This is a genomic window from Sorangium sp. So ce693, assembly GCF_051521375.1.
Classification (GTDB): domain Bacteria; phylum Myxococcota_A; class Polyangia; order Polyangiales; family Polyangiaceae; genus Sorangium; species Sorangium atrum.
On record NZ_CP150347.1, the window covers coordinates 12,497,283 to 12,518,829 of the forward strand.

Genomic DNA, 21,547 nt, shown 5'->3' on the forward strand with positions numbered 1-21,547 from the left:
AACAGCGATGTCGTTGAACTCGGCAGGTGCCCACGGCGAGCGGCCCTTGCTCTCCGCGAGCTACATGCTCGCCAGAGGGTCGGCGCAGGCCGCGCGACGGCCCTTCGTGGTCATTCGCAACGGCAGCGAGGCGGCGGCCCCAGGGTGCACACGAGCTTCTCACCGGGCAGGCAGATGGGCGCGGCCAGCGGCATCGGCTCGGCGTGGCTCTCGTTGGCGGCCTCGACCACCGCGCCTTCGCTCGAGCCGGGCATGGCGGGGCCGGCATCACCGACGTGCGCGAAGGGCAGCAAGAACGCGGCGAAGAACAGGTGCTTCATGGTCAACTCCTTCGGGTTGTGGGTCGTCTCGACGCCGGCGAGCCGCCCTCTGCGCATCGACCCGCGCGCAACGTGCATGGCGCGGTGGTTGAAGCGGCGTTGTCGGCGAGAAACGAAGCGTCCGGCGACAGGTTTTGCAGATGCCATGCCACGACGAGCACGCCGGGCGTCCGTAGGCGAGCTCCCGCGTTTGCACCGAAAACGAGGCTTATCGCTGCCCGGATCTCCGGCGCCGAGCACGAGGCTGCCGAGCCCCCTGCCTCTCTGAAGGAGACACCTGTTCCTCGCGGAGAACAGCGCGCTGGCTCGCGACCGGGGTCCAGTAGCCGCCGGTGGTCAGCGGATCGCCGTCAGAACACGAACTTGAGGTGCCCCCCCACGGTCGCGAGCACCAGCGAGTACTTCCCGTTGCCGAGGTCGTAATCCGACCCGGTCACCGTGCGCGGCAAGATGCCCTGCACGCGGACGTCGCCCGAGAGCGACACGCGATCGCTGAGCTTCAAGACACCCCCGACGTCCCCGATCAGCCGGTGGTTGTCGGGCGAGGCCACGTCGATCGTGCTGTCCGGCGAGGCTGCCGACTGATACCCGACCGACGCCGTCGCCAGAAACGCCTCGCTCAGCTTGTACTTGGCGCCGATCTCCGCCCACACCGTGTCGTTCCACCTGCGTGGCAGCGTCACGGTGACGCGATCGGTGATCCCGAGCTTCGGCTGGGCGAGGTCCGGAGACGAGGCCTCGACGACGAACGCCTCGATGTCCGAATAGAGCACGTACGAGAGGAGCCCATCGAGGCTGAGCTTGTCGTTCACCCGGTAGCCGACGCCGACGGTGAGCCGCTTGGGGAGCGTGAACGAGAGCTCCGCGTCGCCCTCGACAAGCGGCTTGTAACGCAGGCCCTGCTCGGCGAGGTCCTGCGTGAAGAACGGGTGGTTCATGTCGATGGCGAACTTGCCCTTGTACCGCATCGCGGCGCTGTGCTGGTACGTGAGGCCGAAGCGGAGATCCTTGTTGGGATTGAAGGCGAGCCCGAGGTGGAACGAGGCGCCGTGCGACAGGGCCTCCTTGATCGAGATGGAGCGCGCGAGGACGTCGAGCTCGCGCAGCTCGGACGGCGTGCTCGGGCCGAAGTCGTTGTCCTGCTTGAGGTAGTCGAGTCCGTCGTGGAACTCCTTGAGGCTCCCGAAGTCCTGCACCTTCGAGAGCTCCGCGATGCCGCTGACGTAGGACAGGCCGGCGCCGAGCGAGACCTGGTCGGTCAGCTTGAGTCCGGCGGCCGCCGTGAGCGACGTCGACACGATGAACGCCTGCCGCAGCTGCCAGCGCTGCGCGCCGTCCGGGAAGCTGAGCGCAGCGGCATAGGGGACATACAGGCCGACGCCCACCGTGAGGCGGTTCGGCAGGACCGGGATCGCCAGGAAGGCGTTGCCCGTCGGCGCGATCGGCGTCGTCGACACCTCCTCGGCGGGGCCGCGCTTGCTGGCGTCGACGTTCGCCGGATCGAGCGGGAGCTTGAACTGGAGGGTGTCCGGCGTCTGGTACGTGCCGCGCCGCTCGCGCTGGTAGGTGGCATGGCCGACGATGAGGCCCGCGCCAAGGACGAGCTCCGGCCGCTGGACCCCCGCGAGCTCGGCCGGGTTCCAGTAGACGGCCGCGGCGTCGGACGTCGTGGGGCCCGAGAGGCCGCTCGTCACCCAGGGCGCGTCGATGCCCGAGGCGTGCGCGTCCCGCGCCGTCAGGCAGACGAGGCCTGTCGCGAGCGAGAGCGCGGCGAGTTCACGTCGTGTTCGTTGACGCGCACGGGCGCGGGGCCGCGAGGGCGGCAGAGCTCCTTGCATGAGACGGGTCCTCACGGTGGGGGGGCCGATCACTGGATCCGGGTGAGGGTGAGCGAGAGGCGATGGGGGCTCGGCTTGTCGCCGACCTCGATCTCGTAGCGGTGCCCCTCGTCGTCGACGAAGTACAGCGTATCTCCTGCCTTGACCTCCACCTTCTCGTGGAGCGCGTCGCCGTCGATCTCCTCGGTCGTCGACACCTTCTTCTCGAGCGCGGGGTCGGAGAAGAAGCCAGGGCTCTCGTAGGCATAGTCGCGCACGCGCACGCCGTCCGCGTCCTTGCGGATGTCGTCGGGCGCGACGAAGTAGAGGTAATCCCGCTGGCCGGCGACGCCGCTCTCGGTGCTCGGCTGATAGAGATAAAAGTCCGCGTCGCCGGCGGCGTTGTCGTTGAGCTCGAGCGCCATGTCCTTGAGGACCGCTGGATCACTCGCGAGGTTCTTCTTGATGCTCGCGACGAGATCCTCGGTCTTCACGCCGACCGGCACGTCGCGCAGGGTCACCTCGAGGTCGGCCTCCCCTTCGGCGAGGCCGCCGTCATGGAGCCGCGCCTGGGCCACGTCGAGGAGGATGTCCCAGAAGTAGGACGGCGCCGGAGGCGGGTCTTCCAGGACGACGCTCTGGTCGACGCTGATCTCGGTCCATCCGCTCTCGTCGATGCAGACCTTCACGGCCTCGAAGTCGCTCATCGAGGTGCCCGCGGGCCCGTAGCTCGAGCAGTGATCCTTGATCTTGGCTGCCCTGAGCTCACCCGCGCGGGCGAGGATGTGCTCGAACTCCCAGAGCGGCTGTTCCCACACAGGCGAGTTGCCGCGCGGCGCGGGCTCCCGGCTCGTGCCGCCCGGCAGGAGCATCGCGCTCTCGGGGATGGCCAGCGTCAGCTCGCCGATGCTCAGGTTCCTGGCGAGGTTGTCCAGAACGAGCCAGTCCTCCTGGCTGAAATCGAACAGGGTGTCGATCTGGCCGGGCGTGCTGTTGACGCTCGCGACATCGGCCATCGTGGCGTCGACCCCCTTGTACGGCAGGGCGTTGACGTCGACGCGGACCGTCATCGTGAAGTCGTCGAGGGCCGCCTTCACCCCCGACGCGGCCTTGATGAAGCCGGGGTGCTTGGCGCCGTCCGGGTCGTCCGGATCGAGCGGCGTCGGGCCGAACTGCGCGGCGAGGCCCGCGAAATCGGTGACGACGTCGTACAGCGTGACGGGGATGGAGTGCGGCGCGACGGGGTAGACGCCGTCTGGGTGCTCGTCGTTCGTCGGCCCTCTCCGGTGCTGGGTGTTCGGGTGGGTGCTGACGAGGTTCTCCAGGACGGCCTGCGAGGTGATCTGGACGGGGATGAGCCGCTCGTTGCCGGCCGCGCCCGTGAGGTCCGAGAGGATCTTCGACGTCGAGAGCCCGACGGCGTTGCCGACCCCGAGCAGGCCCTCGAGGCTCGTGCCGCTGAGGTCGGCGTTCTCCGGCGTCATGTTCAGGAGCCCGACGAGGTTCCGCGACGCGGGCGAGAGCGCCGCAATCTCCGCGGGGGGCATGTACATGACCTTGAGCAGCGCGTTCTCGATGAGCGTCGAGATGTCGAGATCGAGCAGCCATATCCCTTCGAGGGTGGGCCGCGGGATGGCCTTGAGCTCGTCGAGCGAGAGCGTCTTGGCGAAGCGCCTCGCGTCGAACCGCAGGAACTCGAGCGTGAGCGTGCGGCTCTCGCGCACGCCGAGCGCCGGCGGGGGCGGCGGCTGCTCCACCGTGACGGCCTCGACGCAGCCGGGCAGCGCAGAGGAGAGCGCGGCGGCGAGCAGGGGGCCGAGCCGGGAGAGCCGGCGAGCGGCGGGTGCGGCGGGGCGGGTGCGGTCTCGCGCTTCCATGATCAGAGCTTCTCCACGTCGGCGGTGATCTCCACCGGATCGTCGCTCTCGGGCACGTAGAAGCGGACCTCGTAGACGGCGCCCTCGTCGTCCTTCATGTACAGCGTGGTCTCGCCCGGCGGCAGCCTGTATTTCTCGTGCGTCGTGTCGTCGATGCCGTCGATCTCCTTGCTGGAGACCTTGCTCGCCTCGCTGAGCTCCGGGCTCGTGAAGAAGCCGGGACTTTCGTAGGTGTAGGCGCGAGGGGCCTCCGAGCTTTGATCCGAAGGCCGGAGGTCGTCCTCGGCGACGAAGAACAAGGTGGGCGCGCCGTCGGGCGCGCCGCGGCCGTAGAAGAAGTCGAGCCCGTCGTTGTTGATCCAGTAACGGCCCAGGATGATCTCGGCGATCTCGCTGGCCTGGCTCTGCAGGGTCGGGCGGAGCTCGGCCACGATCTCATCGGCGGTCAGGCCGATGCCGACGTTGTGGAGCGCGAAGACCGGCTGGGCGGCGCCTTCCGGGATCTCGGGGCTGCCGTCGCCGGTGGGGTCGTGGATGGCGACCTGGCCGACCTCGGTGAGCAGCTCCCAGAAGAACTGCGACGGCGGTATCGGGGGCGGTTGGTCGGAAACCAGGTCGGTGAAGGCCGTCCAGCCGCGCGGGTCGCCGTTCTGGCCAATGGTCACGCCCACCCGGCACGTCCCGCTCAGGCGGAAGTAGCACCCTGTGAAGGGCACGCGCTCGCCATACGTGAGGTAAGCCGCCTTGCCCACGATGTGCTCCATCATGAATGGAGGGGTGGACCATACCGTGTTGGAGCCGACCGGCATGCCTGGACGGTTCTCCTTGCAGGCTGGCGCATCGGCCTCGATGCACGCCTTCACCTTGGTGGGCAGCTCGCGCAGCGAGATGCGCATATCGATCGTCGGTGTCGGGGCGATGCCGCTGATCTGGAGCTTCTCCGGGTCGGTGAAGTCGAACCGGAGCGGCGCGTCGCCGTCCCGGAGAAACATGTCGCCGCCGCCCTTCGAGAGATCGACCCCCGAGACCCTGCGCAGCCCCGACTCGGCGACGACGCGCATCTGGAAGTCGGGCAGGAGGACATCGCTCTTCGTCGTGAACGTCTCATCGTCCCGTACGAGCACGCCTGGATGATCCCCGCTGGGTCCGAGCTTCTCGGACAGCGGCTGGAGATCGAACAGAGCCTCGTAGAGGCTGACAGGCATCCTCAAGCCATCTGGACTGGCGATGGCCGGGTGCGTGCCGAGCAGCTGCTGCTGGAGGGCGAGGATGAGCTTGGGTATCGGCACGAAGGGGGCCGTCCGGTTGCTGCGCACGGCCGTCGGATCCGGCTGGACCGCCAGATCGAGTGTGATGCTGTCGGCGAGGACGTCGGCGAAGTCGAACGCGAAGGTGCCCGGGTTCTCCTCGAAGATCGCCTGCAGCCCCTCGAGCGACGTCCCCGTCACGTTGGCGTTGGCGGGCGTCATGCTGAGCAGCCGGACGAGCGCGAACTCCGGGGAGGTCTGCCACTCGGCCCCGAAGCTCCGGCCGAGCTCGGTGAGCGAGCAGTTGTGGCCGGGGTTCGCGCTGTCGTTCCGCCACGAGGTCCCACACGCGTTCTGGATCTGCTCGAGCGCGTTCCGGAGCAGCCCGGTGGTGTCCACATCGAGGATCGTGATCTGCTTGGCGCCGTCCTCGCCGAAGACCTGGAGCGCCTTCTGCTTGTCGAGCTCCAGCACGACCGACGGGACCTCGGCGTCGTCGATGCGCAGGCGGAACCGGTTCGGCTCCTTGATGACCGCGCCGCCGCCCCCGCCGCCCTCGCCGCCGCCCCCTCCGCCGCCCGCGGCCCCGCTGCCGCCGCCTCCGTCGTCGCCGCACGCGGCGAGCGCGGCGAGCAGCACGAGGGAAGCGCCGCGGAGCGCGGCGCCGCGCCGGGAGGAGAGGGCGAGCGAGAAGTGCGTCATGCGAGGGTTCCTCGTCGAGGGATCTCTCAGGATCCGCAGGAAGAGACGCCCGATGCTACCGAACTTCGACGCGACGGCGCGACAAAGAGTTCGTGCCGCGACGGCGCGGCGAGCTCGATCCGCGACGACGCCAGGAAGGCCAGGACACCTGTCGGTATCCTTTGGCCGATCGGCCTGCTTATCGGTTGCTTGTCGGTCTTCTGTCGCCGAGCTGCCCGGCGCGCGCGGTCTATGCGCTTCCGAGATCGCTCTGGACGTTCGCTGCTGGCATGGACGGCTCGCCCGACGCGTCCGCCTGGGCGCTCGTTGCGGTCGCGGGCGGCTCATGCGCTGGAGCCATGAGCGGCTCAACCGGCGGGGCTGCGAGCGGCGCGGCCGCGGGTGGCTCGACCGGCATCGCGGGCGGCGGGGGCCGCATGGACGACGGCGCGCCCACGAGCTCGCGCGTCCGGTCGAAGAACGCGCGCAGCTGCGTGAGGCTCGGCTTGCGCTTGCCCGCCGCGATCGCGAGCACCTCCTCGCGGATCGCGGCGTTGATCGGCGTCGCGATGCCGAGCGCCGCGCCGCGCTCGATGACCTCGCCGTTCAGGAAGTCGACCGCCGGCGGGCGGCCTCGCTCGATGGCGGCGAGCATCGAGGAGCGCATGCGGCGGAAGCGCGCGCCCACCGCGAGGAGCAGCGCGTGCTTCGCGAACAGCCCCGGCGAGCCCACGGCGGAGCGCTCGGCGTCCGTGAGCGCGATCCAGTCGAGGTCGAGCGTCCCTGCGACCTTCTCGAGGCGCACGCCGATCGCGCGCGAGACCTGCACGGTCTCGGTCATGATCTCCAGCGCGAGGCGGCGGACGAAGCGGTGCCTGAGCAGCGCGCCGAGGCGATCGCCGCCCACGGTGCCGAGCGACGAGATGGCGCAGTTGATGGCGAGCTTCGACCAGCGCGCACCGGCGAGGTTGTCCGTCACGGTCGTCGGTCCGATCGCCTCGAGGATGCGCGCGAGCTCGTCGAGGCGCGGGTCGCTCGCGCCGTCGAGCCGGCCGAGGACGAAGCCGCCGCTCGAGGTGCGGTCGTACACGCCGGGCTCCACCATCGAGGCGCCCCACGCGACGATCGCCCCGAAGGTGCGCTCCGGGCCGGCGATGCGGGCGATGCGCTCCTCGCAGAGGCCGTTCTGGAGGCAGATCATGGCGCCCGTCGGGGCGAGGTGCGCGACCGCGTTCCGCGCGGCCTCCTCGACCTGCGGCGGCTGCGTCGCCAGGAGGATGTAGTCGAACGGGCGGGTATCCGGGCCGAGCTCCCGCACCGCGCGGCCGCCGACGGTGCCAGGGCTCGCCTCGCCGCGCACCCGGAAGCCGCCGGCGTTGATGGCGTCCGCGATGAGCGGGTTCGTCGTGAAGGCGGTGACGTCGTGGCCCTGCTCGAACAGGTACGCGGCGATGATGCCGCCGATCCCGCCGCAACCGACGACGAGCAGCCGGGGGGCGGAGGAAGCGGGGGCCACGGAGGTGCCCGGGGCAAGCTCGGCAGGTGAATCGATGAAGCTCATGAGAGATCCATTACCACCGCTGCGGCGCGGGCTCGACGGGCTCGAGGGGGAGCGGCACAAGGGGACAGGGGTATCGGAAACCACGGTGGCTTCCGCAGCGCGTCATGCGTGAGCAGCCGGCGATGCGGCCGTGGCTCGCGGGGGGCCCGCGCGGGCGTTACAGCGCCACGTCCCCCGCTGCCTCGAAGGCGGATAGCAGTTGCCGGAAGCTCTGGAGGTGCCCCGTGCGCGCGCACCGCGCCCGCAGCGCCTCGAAGTACGACGGGTCGATCACCACGCCCGGGCGCTGCTTCGTGTACCGATGGCTGCGCTCGATGAGCATGGCCTTGAGATACGCCAGGTGGAAGCTGGCGCGCGTGGCGTAGCCGGGATAGGTCCCCATCCGCTCGGGATCGTCCGCGCTCACGTCGTAGAAGCGCTTGAAATCGACCAGCTGGGGTGACTGCGGGCCGGCGCGGAGGAAGCCGTCGTGCCCCAGAAACCAGGTCTCGATGCAGCAATGCTGGATGATGATGCGGATCTCGAGGGAGGGATTGGTCCTCGCCATGCGGGTGCCCTGGAGCTCGGCCTGCACGGCGCGGTGGACCTCGGCGTAGCGAGCCTCGTACGTATCCTCGTCCGAGTCGATGCAGATCCAGAATTCCTGAACGCGACCGGGGTTGGCTTCGATGTCCTGCAGGAGGCCGGCGATCCTGCGATAACACGAGGGATAGCCCTTGCCGCTCACAAGGACGTAGCCGTCAGCGATCAGGTCGGCCACGTTGGGCACGCGATGCAGCGCGGGGAGCCGGTGCCGGAGCCATGCCTCGTAGACCCTCGGCTCGGTCTCGGCGCCCTCCACGAGGAGGACAAGGTTCATCCCTGGACCCCGTGCTCGTACTCCGGGAGGTTGATGAGGCGCGTGAAGCGGTCGAGGTGCGAGCGCTCGTCTGCCATCGCCGGGATTTTCTCAGCGTCGAGGACCCGCACCCGACTGCCCTTCCGGGTGACGATCTTCCAGTGGCTCGGCGGGATTTGCTCGATGATGTAGGGGTGGTGGCTGGTCAGGACGAACTGGAGGTACGGCGCCCGGCTCAGGAGGAAGCGCGTTACTGCGGGCAGGCAGTTGACGCCAAGGCTCGATTCCAGCTCGTCGATGAGCACCACCGTGCCGGGCGGAGCGAACGAGAGGTGGATAAGGAAGGAGAGGTAACGCTGCATGCCAGAGGACATGTCGTAAAAGAAGATCCAGCTGGCGACGCCCGACTCGGCTGCCGTGAGCGCGAGGTTGTAGCTACCCCCTGACTCCTTGCTCGCCGTAGGGCCCAAAGGGTAATAGCGCTGGACCTTCAGCTTCTCGACGGTGGGAAACGCTTCCCGGAACGCCTCCTCTATCTCGACGAACGCCTCCGGAAACACCTCCTGGAGAAGCTCGGCCTTGTGGTGCAGCGGCAGTGTGAAGTCCGCACCAATATCTGCCGCGGATTGGTAGTTGCCCCGCCGCTTCTCGAAGTGAGTCTCCGTCGTGAATCCGTGGCTTGGCAATGTTTCGAGCGCTGAACGAGGAATGCAGCGCGAAAAAGCCTTGTAAAGCGGAGCCATCTGCGGGTCTTCCTTGAGGACGCCAATCGCACTCTGCGCCCGGTCCAGCTTCGGGAGTGCATGGCCATTCAGAAGGAAGCGCTCAGGCGAGCGTTCCACGATGGCCTGGTCCCCCTGGAGGATGCGCTCGGTCCGGATGAGGGGCGGCTCCTCAGCGTGCAGCGCACCGTGCTCTTCTGCCCCTCGCCCGACGCGCGGCTCCAACTCGGCTTCCCAGCGGTACGTGAGCCCTTCGTGCTCGAAGCCGATCGCGAAGCTGGCCCCGCGGATCGCGTCGATCAGCTCATCTTCTTCCTTCTCTCCGAGCGCGACGGCGCGGACCTGCTCGATCGCCCGTACAATCCGCGTCTTGCCCGCCCCGGACACGCCGACCAGCAGGTTGAACGCATCGAGCGCCATCGGCTCGAGCGTCCAGCCACGCCCAGCGCTCTGAAACTCGAAGGTCAGGATCCTCATACGGCGGCCAGTCTACGCGCCTCCCCCATTCCGGCTAGCCCTGCCGGCTCGACCGCAGCGCCTCCCCTCGCGATCCCCCTCAATCGCCCGGCGCCAGCACCTCGATCGCCTTCGGCTCCAGCGTGACCGTGATCGGCAGCTTCCCGAGCGGCTCGCCGTCCACGTCCAGGAAGAACGACTGCTCGACGTCGCGATTCAAAAGGGTGAGCTCGATGCTATCGCACTGGAAGTGGCGCACGTCCCGGTGGCGGATGTGCGAGCCCGTGTACATGCCGGTCGACACGGCCGCGAAGCGGAGGTGGGGCGCGGCGCCCAGGTCGATGACGTCGAACACGCCGTCGTCGGGCTTCGCCATCGGCGCGAGCTGCATGCCCGCGCCGAAGAAGCGGCCGTTGCAGATGCCCACCATGCGCGTCGAGATCTCCTCTTCGCGGCGCTCCCCGCGCAGCGTCGTCACGCAGCGCACCCGGCCGACGCGGCTGCGGACGAGGCCCCGGAGCGAGGCGAGCGAGTAGGCGAGCGTGTTGCCGAGCACCCGCGACGACTCGTTGACCAGCGAGACCACGACGCCGCTCATGCCCGCGGAGAGGACGTTGACGAAGAACGCATCGGCCCGCCGGCCGTCGCGCGTCTCGTACGAGAGGCGGCCCACGTCGAGCCGGCGCGTGTGGCCGCTCGCGATCGCGGTGCAAAAGCTGTCGAGCCGGCGGGTGAGCTTCAGCGTCTTGCAGAGATCGCTGCCGGTGCCCGCGCCGATGATCCCGAGCCGCGTGCCGGTGGCGCCCCGGTCCCTCGCCTGCATGAGGCCGTTCACCACCTCGCTGATGCTGCCGTCCCCGCCGACCGCGACGACGGTCTCGCGCCCGCCGAGCGCGGCTTCGCGCGAGAGATCGGCGGCGTGGCGCGGGCGATCCGTGCGCACGATGTCGACGTCGCCGAGGATACGGCGGATGGGCGTCAGCATCTCGTCGAAGAGCCTGCCCGTCTTTCCGCCGCTGGACCGGGGATTCACGATGAGGAGGGGGCGCATGCGAGCACCGATGCTAGATGCCGCAGGCCGCCCAGGGCGAGGTGTTTTTGTCGCGAGCCCCGCGGGCCGACGCCTCGGCGCGCTCGGCGGCGGTCACTGCTTCGTGCAGCCGCAGCCGCAGTCGTCGCTGAAGTAGCTCCAGCCGGGGTCGCACACGAAGCGGATCCGGGCGCACTCGTCGTGGCTCTGCCCGACGTACTTGAGCATCGGGCTGTCGGTCCCGCAGCCTTGCGGGCTGCTCGCGCCCGGCGCGCCGCCGGCGCCGGTCGGCTCGCCCTCCAGGCCCCGCACGCTCCCCGTCTCCGCGCCCCTCGGGCTGTCGGCCGGCGGAGCTGCCGCGGGCGCGCCGCTCGGGGCGCCGTGGCAACCCGTGGCGAGCGAGCCGAGCAGCACGAGCAGCGATGACGAGGAGGCGAGGTGTCGAGTCGGCATGAAGGTGGCTCCGGTGGCAGAGACAGGCCCGCTGCGCGGGGCCCGGCGGTGAAGGGGCGTCGCCTAGGCCCGCCCTCGATGGAGCTCCGAGCGGCGCGTGCCGACGGGGTGGGGGAGCGCCGCGTCGCCGCCCGAGCGCTCGTCGCGCGGGGCGTGCGCGGCGCCCGTCGTGACCGCGGCGTTCTGCGCCTCTTCCTTCGCGGTCTTGGGCAGATCCGCCCCCGTATCGCTGGCGTCCTTGGCGCCCGTGCGCTTCCCCTCGGGCGAGCGGTGCTCGATGATGGCGTTGATCTCGGCCCCGAGGAGCACCGCCATCGACGAGATCCACATCCAGAGGAGGAGGATGATGACGCCGCCCAGCGCGCCGTAGCTCACCTCGTAGCTGCCGAAGCGGCTGACATAGAAGGAGAAGCCGAGCGAAGCGATGACCCAGATGACGACCGCCACGACCGACCCCGGGGTGATGAACTTGAACTTCTGCTCGACGTCGGGGAGCAAGTAATAGAGGGTCGCCAGGACCGCCATCACGATGAGCGCCGACACCGGCATGCGCAGCCAGAGGACGAGCGTCGCGAAGGGGCCGAGGTGCGCGGCGAGCGCTGGTGTGGCGACCGCGATCGCCGAGGCGACCGTCAGCAGGACGGCGCCGCCGATGGTGACAAGCAGGGCGATGCCGCGGCGCTTGAGGTACGAGCGGCTGTCCTCGACGCCGTAGGCGGAGTTGAGCGCGTCCATCAGCGCGGTGACGCCTCCCGAGGCGGCCCAGACCGCGCCGAGGGCGCCGACGGTCAGGAGCGCCGGGCTCTGGCCTCCAGTGAGCGCCTGAAGGCGCTCGCCCAGGATGGTGGCCACGGCAGGCGGGGCCACCTGGTACAGCTCGCTCATCAGCCGCGCGGAATCGGCGGGATCGATGACCAGGCCGGCGAGGGCGACCGCGAAGAGCAGGAACGGGAACATCGAGAGGACACCGAAGAACGCCAGTCCAGCAGCGACGGTGTCGATCTTGTCCTTGACGAATTCCTGCCCGATCTCGTGCAGGAAAGCCTTCCAGGGGATCTCTCTTCCGGGCAGGTGCATGATGGGCCCTCGCTGGGGTGCATGGAGCGCTGCTGGATTGGCCTGGGGCGGCTCGCGCTGGAGGCGCCGTCCGCTGTCCATGAAATAAAAGCAACGCGAGTGCCAGGCCAGTTGCGGTTGCAGCTGGCCGGAGGGGTCGGCGATCTCCCGCGCCGGGCCCCGGCCGAGCGCAGCGGCGGCTCCACCGCTGCGCATGGCGCGAATTGCCCCACACGGCAGAACGGCCACGGCGCGAGCGCCCGAGGCCACCTGGCCGGGCGCCCGCGCGGGGCCTCCGGCGCCGGCGGCGCGGGCGCTCCGCCCCGTGCGGCCGTGCGCTCCGCCGGCGGCCTGCGCCGTGAGCTAGCTCATCGCCTTGCCGATGAACTCGTGCAGCTCGGGATCATTCCCGTGCTGCGTCTTCACCGAGGGCTCCTGTCGGTACATCGTGTTGAGCGATCGCTCGATTCCGGGGTTCTTCCCGGTGAACGCGTCGATGAGCTCCCGCATGCGCTTCACGATCTGCTGCACCGGCTCGCTCTTCGGGTCGGAGCCCTTCTGCATCTCCGCCCGCATGTCGTCGTAGATCTGCTTCCACGCCGACTCGGCCTCACGCATCTTCTCGGGGCCCATCGCGTCCGCGCGCTGCTTGAGCTCCGCGAGCTGCTCTGGGGTGTAGTATTTCTCGATCATGGTCATCACCTCGATGGTTTGAAGGAGCTGCTCCACAGAGACGTCCTCTCCCGACCGCAGGACGTGGGCCAGGCCCTCGAGCCGCGCGCAGAGCCGCTGCTCCAGCGCGATCTGCTCGCGCAGCCGCGACAGGTGGAGCTCGACGGTCTGGAGCGGAGAGAACCCCGGCTGGTCCAGGCACGCGGCGATCTGCTCCAGGCTGAAGCCGAGCTCGCGCAACGACTTGATCTGCTGGAGCCGGGCGACGTCGCCCGCCGAGTACATCCGGTGCCCCGACGCGGTGCGATGCGACGGGACGAGCAGGCCGATCTCCTCGTAATAGTGGAGCGTGCGGACGGAGAGGCCGGTCTGCCGGGCGAGATCGCCGACTTTCAACGGTGCTGAACGCATGGCGCTACCCCTGTTTCCAGGGCGGGTGAGGACGTCCATGCCCCGGAGGCTAGGTCCTCACGTAGCGTGAGGATCAAGGCCTGGCCTCAACTTTTTCCGTTGCCCTCGCGCGCCCCGAACAGGTCACTCCTCGCCGCCGGCGGTGGGGGCCTCGACGACGCGCGTCCGGAGGAGCACGCCAGCGAGCGCCGCGGCGACGGCCGCTGCCCAGAACGGCGCGCCCGCGCCGGCCCGCGCATAAAGCTGGGTGGCGACGAGCGGAACGATCACGTAGGCAAGCTCCTGGAGCGCCTGGTTGCCACCCTGCGCCTGCCCCTGCGCGGCAGGCCCGGCGAGGCGCGACAGGAGAGCGGAGAAGGACGTGGTGATCAGGCCCTCGCCGCCCGCGAAGGCCACGATGGCCGCGATGAACGCCGGCTCCGCGGGCAGGGTCGCGACGAGCGCCATGGTCACGAGGGCAAGGCCGACGAGGGCGAGGCCCAGCGCCAGCACGCGTGAATCCCCGAGGCGCTTTGCGAGGCGCTCCAGCAAGATCCCCTGGACGCACACGTCCGTGACGCCGACCGCGATGACGGTGAAGCTCACCGCGTCGGCGCCCCATCCGAGCCGGTCCTTGGCCAGGAGCGCGAACGTCGCCTGGAGGGCGACGAAGGCCGCTGTGCAGAGCACGCCCACGGCCAGGAGCGGACGGAGGTGCTCCAGGCGGAGCAGACCGGCGAGCTGAGAGAAGGGGTTGAGCCTTCGCCACGGCACCGCGCGGGCCCGGCGCTCGGGGTCGAGGCTCTCCGTGAGGAACACGTAGCTCCCTGCGGCGTTCAAGGCGGTGAGAATGGCCGCAAGGAAGAACGGCGCTCTCAGGCCGAGCTTCAGGGCCAGACCGCCGAGCGCCGGGCCGGCGATCAACCCCGCGCCGAACATCGCGCCCACCCGCCCGAAGTACCGCGCGCGCTGCTCGGCCGGCGCCGCGTCGCCCAGGTACGCGAACAGCGTGGCCACGTTGCCCGCCGTGATGCCGTCGATCGCACGCCCGAGGAACAGGAGCGGAAGGGCGTCGGCGAAGCCGAACAACGCATGGCCGGCCGCGGAGCCCACGAGGCTGAGCAGGAGCACCGGGCGGCGGCCGATCGCGTCGCTCAGCGCCCCGAGCGCCGGCGCGGAGAAGAAGGCGCAGAGCGAATAGGACGCGCTCAGCAGGCCGACCGCCGAAGCCACATGGGCAGGTTCGCCGTCGAACCGCGCAGCAAGGAAGGGGATCACCGGGGCGACCAGCCCGGTGCCGACCGCGCTCAGGAAAGCCGTGGCTTGAAGGAAGAAGAGCGCCCCGGGGCGCAGACCCGCGCCGGGATGGCGGTGGACGGTGCTCGTCATGCGGCCACCGTGACGACCCCGCGCCGCCTCCGATTGAACAAACGCGACATGGCGCGCTGCGCGCTGGTGGCGCGCAGGTCAGGTCAAGCGCGCGTGTCTTCCCCTCGAGGGGCGCCTCGCCCGCCGCCGTCGCGCGGCCAGCGGCGCCGCACCTCGCCGGCGTATGCGCCGGGGCTCATGCTCGTGAAGGCGCGGAACTCCCGGATGAAGTGCGCCTGATCCGCATAGCCGAGCTCGAAGGCGAGCGCCGTGAGGCTCACGCCCGGGTCGAGCTCGAGGCGCTCGGTGGCCCGGGAGAAACGGATGAGCCGCGCGAGCACCTTGGGGGACAGCCCAGCGGCGCGCTTGAACTGCCGCTCGAGCTGTCGGACCGACAGCCCGAGCCGCTCGGCGAGCGCGCCGACGCGCGCGCCGCCGTTGCTCGCGTACAGCTCGAGGCCCGCCGCCTCCACCGTGGCCTCGGCCCGGCGGGCCACGCGGCGCCGCGCGAGCAGCCACCCCTCGACCAGCCGGAGCGCGGCGTCGTGGTCGCCGCTCTCGAGGAGCGGGCCGACACGCTGGGAGAGCGCGTGCAGACCCGATCCCACGATCGTGCAGCATCCGCGCACGTCGGCCTCGTGCTCGAGCAAGGAGAGGGCGTGCCACGGGTGAAACCGGACGCCGAGCACGCGCGACAGGCCCCGGGACACCATCCGGGTGGATTCGTCCCGCGCGCCGATGACGAAGACGGGCGGCAAGGGACGCAGGCGTCCATCGCGCCCCTCGAGGCGCGCATCGCCGCAGTTGAAGACGAGGTCGATGTTGGCGTCCGGCAGGAGGCAGTGCTCCTCCGTGCTCACCGTATGTAGCTCCTCGTAAGAGGAATAACTCTGCACTGCACCGCGCAAAAGCGGGTGTGGCGCATGCTCGCGGTAGCGGACGTCCGCTGACGTCATCCGGGTCTCGTGACTTTGCGAGACGGAGACGTGGAGCGCAAGCGCTGCGGCGGGTCCGGAGGGCCGCCGGCGCGGGGGGCTGCGCTCCGACCGGTCGGCGCGGCATCGCTGCCGCCGCCCTGGCCAGGTCACCGCATGCGGAGCGTGTATCTCTCGACCGACCTGTACTGAGGTGGCCAGTCGATGTCGAAGCCCTGCTCCGCGGCGGCGTGCCGGGTCCAGTACGGGTCGTAGAGGTGCGCCCGCGCGAGCGCGCACAGGTCGGCTCTCCCGGCCGCGATGATGCTGTTCACGTCCGCGTAGCTCTGGATGTTGCCCACCGCGATCGTCGGCACGTCGGCCGAAAGCCGCACGAGCTCCGAGAGCGGCGTCTGGAACAGCCTGCCGTGCTCCGGTTTGCTGCACGGGTCCGTCTGTCCCGCCGAGACGTGGATGATGTCGGCGCCGTGCTCTCGCAGCATCGTCGAGAGCGCGAGCAGATCGTCCGTCGTGAGCCCGCCCGGCGCCCAGTCGGTGGCGGAGATGCGCACGCTCATGGGCTTCTCCGCCGGCCACGCGGCCCGCACCGCGTCGAACACCTCCAGCGGGTAGCGCATCCGGTTCTCGATGGGACCGCCGTAGGCGTCGTCGCGCCTGTTCGTGAGCGGCGAGATGAAGCTCGCGAGCAGGTAGCCGTGCGCGCAGTGCAGCTCGATAAGGTCGAACCCGGCCTCGTCCGCCCGCCTCGCCGCCTGCACGAAGTCCGAGGTCACCTGGTCCATGTCCCCGCGATCCATCGACTTCGGGACCTGGCTCTCCGCCAGGTAGGGGATGGCGGAGGCGCTGAGCAGCGGCCAGGCGCCGCTCTCGAGCGGCACATCCATGCCCTCCCAGAGCAGCTTCGTCGCGCCCTTGCGCCCGGCGTGGGCCAGCTGGACGCCGATCTTGGCCCGGGAGCGCGCGTGGACGAAATCGATGACGCGCCGCCACCCCTCGACGTGGTCGGGGCGATAGAGCCCCGCGCAGCCGGGCGTGATGCGCGCTTCGGCGCTGACATCGGTCATCTCCGTGATGACGAGCCCTGCCCCTCCGAGCGCCCGGCTGCCGAGGTGGACGAGGTGCCAGTCGTCGATCCGCCCGTCCGCGGCCGAGTACTGGCACATGGGCGACACGACGACCCGATTCTCCAGCACGAGCGATCGCAGCCGGAACGGCGTGAACATCGGCGGCGGCGGCGCCCCATTTCCGTCGAGGAGGCGCGCCCCCACCTGCGCTTCCGCCTTGCGCGCCACGTGCGCGTCGATCTCGCGCACGAACGCCGGGTCGCGCGCCTTCAGGCCCTCGTGCGTCACCCGCAGGCTCCGCGTCAGCAGGCTGAACATGAACTCCACCGGGTCGAGCGCCATGTAGCGCTCGGTGTTCTCGAACCACAGGAGGCTCACCTGCGCGGCCCGCTGGAGCGCGAGCACCTTGGGCTTGCGCTCCGCCTCGTAGGCGGCGAGCGCCTCGGGCACGCCCCGGTGCCGCTGGAGGCTGTCGACGAGCGCGATCGCGTCCTCGAGCGCGAGCTTCGTCCCCGAGCCGATCGAGAAGTGCGCCGTGTGCGCGGAGTCCCCGAGCAGCACCACGTTGCCCGCGCTCCAGCGCTCGTTGTGCACCGTGGGGAAGCTCCGCCAGACGCTCCGGTTCTTCAGCAGCCGGTGTCCCTGGAGCTTCTCGGCGAAGAGCTCCTCGAAGTACGCGATCGTCTCGTCCTCGCTGGCGCGATCGAGGCCAGCCCGCCGGAAGGTCTCCTCTCGGCACTCGACGATGAAGGTCGAGCGCTCCGGCTCGTAGCGGTACGCGTGGACCCGGAAGAGGCCGTGGCGGTTCTCCTCGAAGTAGAAGGTGAACGCGTCGAACGGGAACGTCGTGCCGAGCCACACGAACCGGTTCGGGCGGACGTCGATGCGCGGCCCGAACCGGTCGGCGAATCGCTCCCGGATCTGGCTGTTCACCCCGTCGGCCGCGACAACGAGGTCGCTCTCGGCGACGGCCTCCGCCGGGTCCGTCACCTCCTCCTCGAAGCGCAGGACGACGCCGAGCTCCCGCGCCCGGTCCCCCAGGATCGCGAGCAGCTTCCGGCGCGAGAGGCCGCTGAAGCCGTGCCCCCTCGAGACGAGGACACGCCCGCCGAAGTGCGCGTGGAGCTCGTCCCAGTGGGCCAGGCTGCTCCGGATCGCGTCGTAGCTCGGGCGATCCGCGTCGGCGAGGCCGTCGAGCGTCGCGTCCGAGAACACGACCCCGAAGCCGAAGGTGTCATCGGGCCGATTCCGCTCCACCACGACGACCTCTCGCCGGGGGTCTGCCTGCTTTGCCAGGAGGGCGAAATAGAGGCCCGACGGCCCGCCGCCCACGCATGTGATCTTCACCGCCCTGCTCCTCTGCTCCCGCGTCTGCGCCCGCGCCGGAGCCTACACGAGAACCCCGAGGTACAGCGCCGCTCCGGTGGAAATCAAGCGCGGACAGGCTCGAAGAACGGGATTTCCGGGACTCGCAAGAGCTGGTTCGCCTCATCGCGCGATCGAGCGCGGCAGTCCGCGCCGTCACCCGGCTCGCGCAGGCAGTCCGTGACGCGGTCGTCAGAGGCGATCACCGCACCCGATTTGGAAAATTCGAGGGGATGCTTCTGCCGCCCTGAATCCGTCTGCAGGAGCGCCTCCCGGCGATCGACGAAGGGATTGGTCGGCGAGCGGAAGTAGGGTAAGCGTTGATCAGAAGAGCGATCGTCGGGAATGTAGACCGAACCCCGAGGTGACGCCGGGGCGCACGTACCGCTCTGCTTCAAATATTCTCCTTAGCCACGATGCGGCTCATCACCGGGACACGTCTCGGGATGCGCCAGCTGAACTCCACCCGAACGGCTGGTCACTCCATGAGCAAGACAGCGCCGCCCGACACCGATCGATCGGTACCGCTCCTCCGCCGTTCCATCGCGGCGGGCATGTTCGCGATGGGGCTCGTCGGCCTGACGGCGGCTGCCTGCACCGGGCAGCTCGGCGATGGGAGCCCGGGCAGCTCTACCGACGACGACAGGCCCATCGACCCGACCACCGGCAAGCCGGCCGCCTACGACTGCAGCGAGGCCCGGACGAGCCCCAGCGTGCTGCGCCGTCTGTCCAAGGTCGAGGTCCAGCTGACCCTTCAGGATCTGTTCCAGCTCGACGAGCCGCCCGCCGTGGACAGCATCCCGGAAGACACAGGTCAGGGGGGCTTCCGGACGATCGCCGCCCTCCAGAACGTGTCGGATCAGCACCTGCGCGCCTACCTGGCCATCGCGGAGACGCTCGGGCAGGAGCTCATGGCGGACGAGGCGCGCCGGACATCGGTGCTCGGCTGCGAGCCGGAGGCCGACGATTGCCTCGAGCGCTTCGTACAGCGCTTCGGCAAGCTGGCATATCGAAGGCCGCTCTCGGCCGAGGAGGCGAGCGATCTGGTCGCGCGGGCGAGCGAGGTCGCGCGGGACAGGGAGGACGCGTTCCGCTTCGTCGTCGAGGCGCTGCTGACCTCGCCCAGCTTCCTGTTCAGGATCGAGGTCGGCTCGGCCGGCTCGCAGACGTCGACCTTGACGTCGCTCGAGCTCGCGTCCCGGCTGTCGTTCACGCTGTGGGGCCGGTCCCCGAGCGCAGCGCTGCTCGAGCGGGCCGAATCCGGCGAGCTCGACAGCGAAGCGGGCCTCCGCGCGGTCGCGGAGGAGATGGTCGAGGACGAGCGGACTCAGGTCTTCTTCAACGCCTTCTTCAAGCAGTGGCTGACCTTCGAGCAGCTCCGCGCGCCGGTCAACCCGGACGCGTCGTTCACGCCCGCGCTGCTCGAGGACATGATCGCCGAGAGCGAGCTCGTCCTCGGCGAGCACGCGTTCACGCCTGACGTCGACTTCTTCGACGCGCTCACCGCGAACCACACGTATGTCACCCCGGCGCTCGGCAAGTTCTACGGCCTCGAGGTATCGGGAGACGGCGTGAGCCGCGTGGAGTTCCCGGCCGGCCACCACCGGGCGAACACGGGGCTCCTCACGCACGCGAGCCTCATCAGCGCCAAGAACGACGGCGATCTCATCGCCGTGCGCGGCCAGTGGCTCCGGGCGGCCTTCCTCTGCGAGAAGATCTCGATCCCCGCGGGGCTCCTCGAGCAGCTGGAGAGCGAGCTCTCCGGCCTGACCTATCTCGAGGTCCTCCAGAAGCGCAACACCCAGGAAGGGTGCGCTGGCTGCCATTCGCTCATTGATCCCATCGGCGTCGGCTTCGCCCAGTACGACAAGCTGGGGAAGTACGATGGGAGCATCGGTATCGACGAGTTCGGGCTGGCGCCGCGCCTGGAGGGCGCTGCCAACGAGTCGTTCGACTCGCTCGCTGCCCTGGCGGCGGAGCTGCGGCGGAGCCCCGATCTGGCCGCCTGCGTCGCGGAGAAGCTGTTCATCTACACCCAGGGGCGCGAGCCGGCGGCCGAGGACCGCTGCGCGATCGACGCCTCCGCGGGGAGCTTCACGCAGGACGGCAACAGGTTCCGCTCCTTCCTGACCGCCATCGTGCGCTCGCCGGAGTTCCGGCTGCGGAGGGCGCCAGAGTGATGTGCTCGCACACGGTTCGACCGACGGAAGAGGAGTGTCGCCAGTGAAGATCTCGAGAAGAGCTCTGCTCCGCGGGGCGGGTGTCGCGGTCGCCCTGCCGTTCCTCGACGTGATGCGGCCCCAGCGCGCCAGCGCCGCGCCGGCGGATCCGAAGCGCTTCGTGGCGTTCTTCGTCCCGAACGGCACGGATCCCGGGGCGTGGCACCCGAAGACGGAGGGGCCGCTCTCGGCGGAGGGGCTGCCGCCCTGTCTCGTGGACATGAACGGCTTTGACGCCGAGCGCGAGTGGCCGGCGGGAGACGCGATCTGGCGCGACGTCACGATGGTGTCCGGCGTCGACCACCAGGGGATCTGCTCCGACATCCACAGCCCGGCCATGGCGCTGTGCGCCCACACCGACGGCGGCGGGACGGCCGTCCCGCGCAAGGCCACGCTCGACCAGTACCTCGCCAACCACATCGCGGCCGAGACCCCGTTCCGCAACCTCAACCTGTCCCCCACGGGCGACACGGCGGTCACGCAGGGCTTCATCTCGTTCAGGGACGGCGGTCAGGTCGAGGATGCGTTCCGCGATCCGGCGAAGGTGTTCGACACGCTCTTCAGCAACATGGGCAACCCCAGCGAGGAGATGGACGACATCCGGCGGCGCCGCGCCAGCGTCCTCGACTGGGTGCGAGAGGACGCGAGGCGCCTGAACCTGCGCCTCGGCGCGGCGGATCGGGCGCGCGTGGAGCAGCACCTCGAGTCGGTGTTCGAGCTGGAGAAGCAGATCCAGTCCACGGCGCAGGCGGGCTGCACCGTCCCCGGCGCGCCCACGAAGGGGCAGAACTTGCACGGCAAGTTCAAGCAGATGATCGATCTCGGGCTCCTCGCCCTCACCTGCGACCTGACGCGGGTGCTCGTCCTGCAGTACTCGAACAGCTGGGGCCTCGACTTCGCCGGGTACGATCTGCCCGACGGCGTGGGGGACTGGAGCGATCACTTCATCTCGCACAAGCTCGGCGATCGCGACCGCGCGACCGATCTCGACGGGCTGCCGCAGGCGGAGGCGATGCGCATCGCGAACGCCCGCGTCGTCCAGACCTCGCGGTTCAAGGTGCGCCGCTTCGCGTACCTGCTCAACGCGATGAAGGCCGCCCAGACGGCGACGGGCAACCTGCTCGACGAGTCGCTCGTGCTCTACACGTCGGAGAACGGCGACGGGGACTCCCACGGTCGGACCAACATGCCCATCATGCTCGCCGGGCACGTGGGGGGGTTCCAGACAGGCCGCGCCGTCAAGGCCAGCAAGCCGCCGACCGGCGCGCTCCATTGCTCCATCATCAACTACTTCGGCGTCGAGCTGTCGGAGTACGGCGACCCGGCGAGCGGGCCTATCCCCGGCCTGTGAGCCTCGCGCGCCGCCAGGCCTGCGCGTGACACCTACCAGCGATCGACCTTCGATGGGCTCGCCTGCCCGAGGCTGCTGAGCAGCTCGCCCGCCATGGTCGGGCAGGGGACGTGCATCCAGCCCGG

At 69.8% G+C, this 21,547-nt stretch carries 17 protein-coding genes; 2 read left to right on the top strand and 15 right to left on the bottom strand.

The annotated features are described in order from the left end of the window. Nucleotides 1-110: 110 nt before the first annotated feature. The 15 genes from WMF14_RS46650 to WMF14_RS46720 all read right to left on the bottom strand — a co-directional run bounded on the left by WMF14_RS46650 (nt 111) and on the right by WMF14_RS46720 (nt 18,250). Entirely contained in the window at nt 111-398 is a 288-nt protein-coding gene (locus WMF14_RS46650; RefSeq protein ID WP_437797181.1) for a hypothetical protein, read from the bottom strand. Nucleotides 399-670: 272 nt separating this feature from the next. Beyond that, nucleotides 671-2,158 carry an OmpP1/FadL family transporter gene (locus WMF14_RS46655; RefSeq protein WP_437797183.1) on the bottom strand — a complete coding sequence of 496 codons (1,488 nt, stop codon included), beginning with the start codon at nt 2,156-2,158 and terminating at the stop codon, nt 671-673. A gap of 29 nt (nt 2,159-2,187) precedes the next feature. After that, nucleotides 2,188-4,014: an acetyltransferase gene (locus WMF14_RS46660; protein WP_437797185.1), complete on the bottom strand. Its 1,827-nt coding sequence runs from the start codon at nt 4,012-4,014 to the stop codon at nt 2,188-2,190. A 2-nt stretch (nt 4,015-4,016) separates the two neighbouring features. Then, complete coding sequence (locus WMF14_RS46665; protein WP_437797187.1) at nt 4,017-5,963, bottom strand: hypothetical protein; 1,947 nt, start codon at nt 5,961-5,963, stop codon at nt 4,017-4,019. Nucleotides 5,964-6,192: 229 nt separating this feature from the next. Continuing rightward, complete coding sequence (locus WMF14_RS46670; protein ID WP_437797189.1) at nt 6,193-7,503, bottom strand: ketopantoate reductase family protein; 1,311 nt, start codon at nt 7,501-7,503, stop codon at nt 6,193-6,195. 157 nt (nt 7,504-7,660) lie between these two features. After that, the gene (locus WMF14_RS46675) at nt 7,661-8,362 is read right to left on the bottom strand and encodes a hypothetical protein (protein ID WP_437797191.1); all 702 of its coding nucleotides are present in this window, start codon (nt 8,360-8,362) and stop codon (nt 7,661-7,663) included. Then, complete coding sequence (locus tag WMF14_RS46680) at nt 8,359-9,540, bottom strand: AAA family ATPase (RefSeq protein ID WP_437797193.1); 1,182 nt, start codon at nt 9,538-9,540, stop codon at nt 8,359-8,361. Before WMF14_RS46680 ends, WMF14_RS46675 begins: the two co-directional genes overlap by 4 nt. 79 nt (nt 9,541-9,619) lie before the next feature. Further along, nucleotides 9,620-10,570, bottom strand: a complete 951-nt coding sequence (locus tag WMF14_RS46685; RefSeq protein ID WP_437797195.1) for a diacylglycerol/lipid kinase family protein — start codon at nt 10,568-10,570, stop codon at nt 9,620-9,622. 93 nt (nt 10,571-10,663) lie between these two features. After that, the gene (locus WMF14_RS46690) at nt 10,664-11,002 is read right to left on the bottom strand and encodes a hypothetical protein (protein WP_437797197.1); all 339 of its coding nucleotides are present in this window, start codon (nt 11,000-11,002) and stop codon (nt 10,664-10,666) included. A gap of 63 nt (nt 11,003-11,065) precedes the next feature. Further along, complete coding sequence (locus WMF14_RS46695; protein WP_437797199.1) at nt 11,066-12,160, bottom strand: YihY/virulence factor BrkB family protein; 1,095 nt, start codon at nt 12,158-12,160, stop codon at nt 11,066-11,068. A 261-nt stretch (nt 12,161-12,421) separates the two neighbouring features. Then, complete coding sequence (locus WMF14_RS46700) at nt 12,422-13,141, bottom strand: MerR family transcriptional regulator (protein WP_437797200.1); 720 nt, start codon at nt 13,139-13,141, stop codon at nt 12,422-12,424. Nucleotides 13,142-13,264: 123 nt separating this feature from the next. Beyond that, nucleotides 13,265-14,509, bottom strand: a complete 1,245-nt coding sequence (locus WMF14_RS46705; protein WP_437797202.1) for an MFS transporter — start codon at nt 14,507-14,509, stop codon at nt 13,265-13,267. Between the two features lie 83 nt (nt 14,510-14,592). After that, a complete protein-coding gene (locus WMF14_RS46710; protein ID WP_437797204.1) occupies nt 14,593-15,444 on the bottom strand; it encodes a helix-turn-helix domain-containing protein in 852 nt (283 codons plus the stop codon). Between the two features lie 128 nt (nt 15,445-15,572). Then, nucleotides 15,573-17,834, bottom strand: a complete 2,262-nt coding sequence (locus tag WMF14_RS46715) for a bifunctional salicylyl-CoA 5-hydroxylase/oxidoreductase (RefSeq protein ID WP_437797206.1) — start codon at nt 17,832-17,834, stop codon at nt 15,573-15,575. 83 nt (nt 17,835-17,917) lie between these two features. Continuing rightward, nucleotides 17,918-18,250, bottom strand: coding sequence for a hypothetical protein (locus WMF14_RS46720; protein ID WP_437797208.1), 333 nt, complete (start codon nt 18,248-18,250; stop codon nt 17,918-17,920). 87 nt (nt 18,251-18,337) lie between these two features. On the opposite strand from WMF14_RS46720, the gene WMF14_RS46725 reads away from it, so the two are divergent. After that, on the top strand, nt 18,338-20,032 hold the full coding sequence (locus WMF14_RS46725) for a DUF1592 domain-containing protein (RefSeq protein ID WP_437797210.1): 1,695 nt from the start codon (nt 18,338-18,340) through the stop codon (nt 20,030-20,032). Between the two features lie 43 nt (nt 20,033-20,075). Then, nucleotides 20,076-21,422: a DUF1552 domain-containing protein gene (locus WMF14_RS46730; RefSeq protein ID WP_437797211.1), complete on the top strand. Its 1,347-nt coding sequence runs from the start codon at nt 20,076-20,078 to the stop codon at nt 21,420-21,422. Nucleotides 21,423-21,547: the final 125 nt, after the last annotated feature.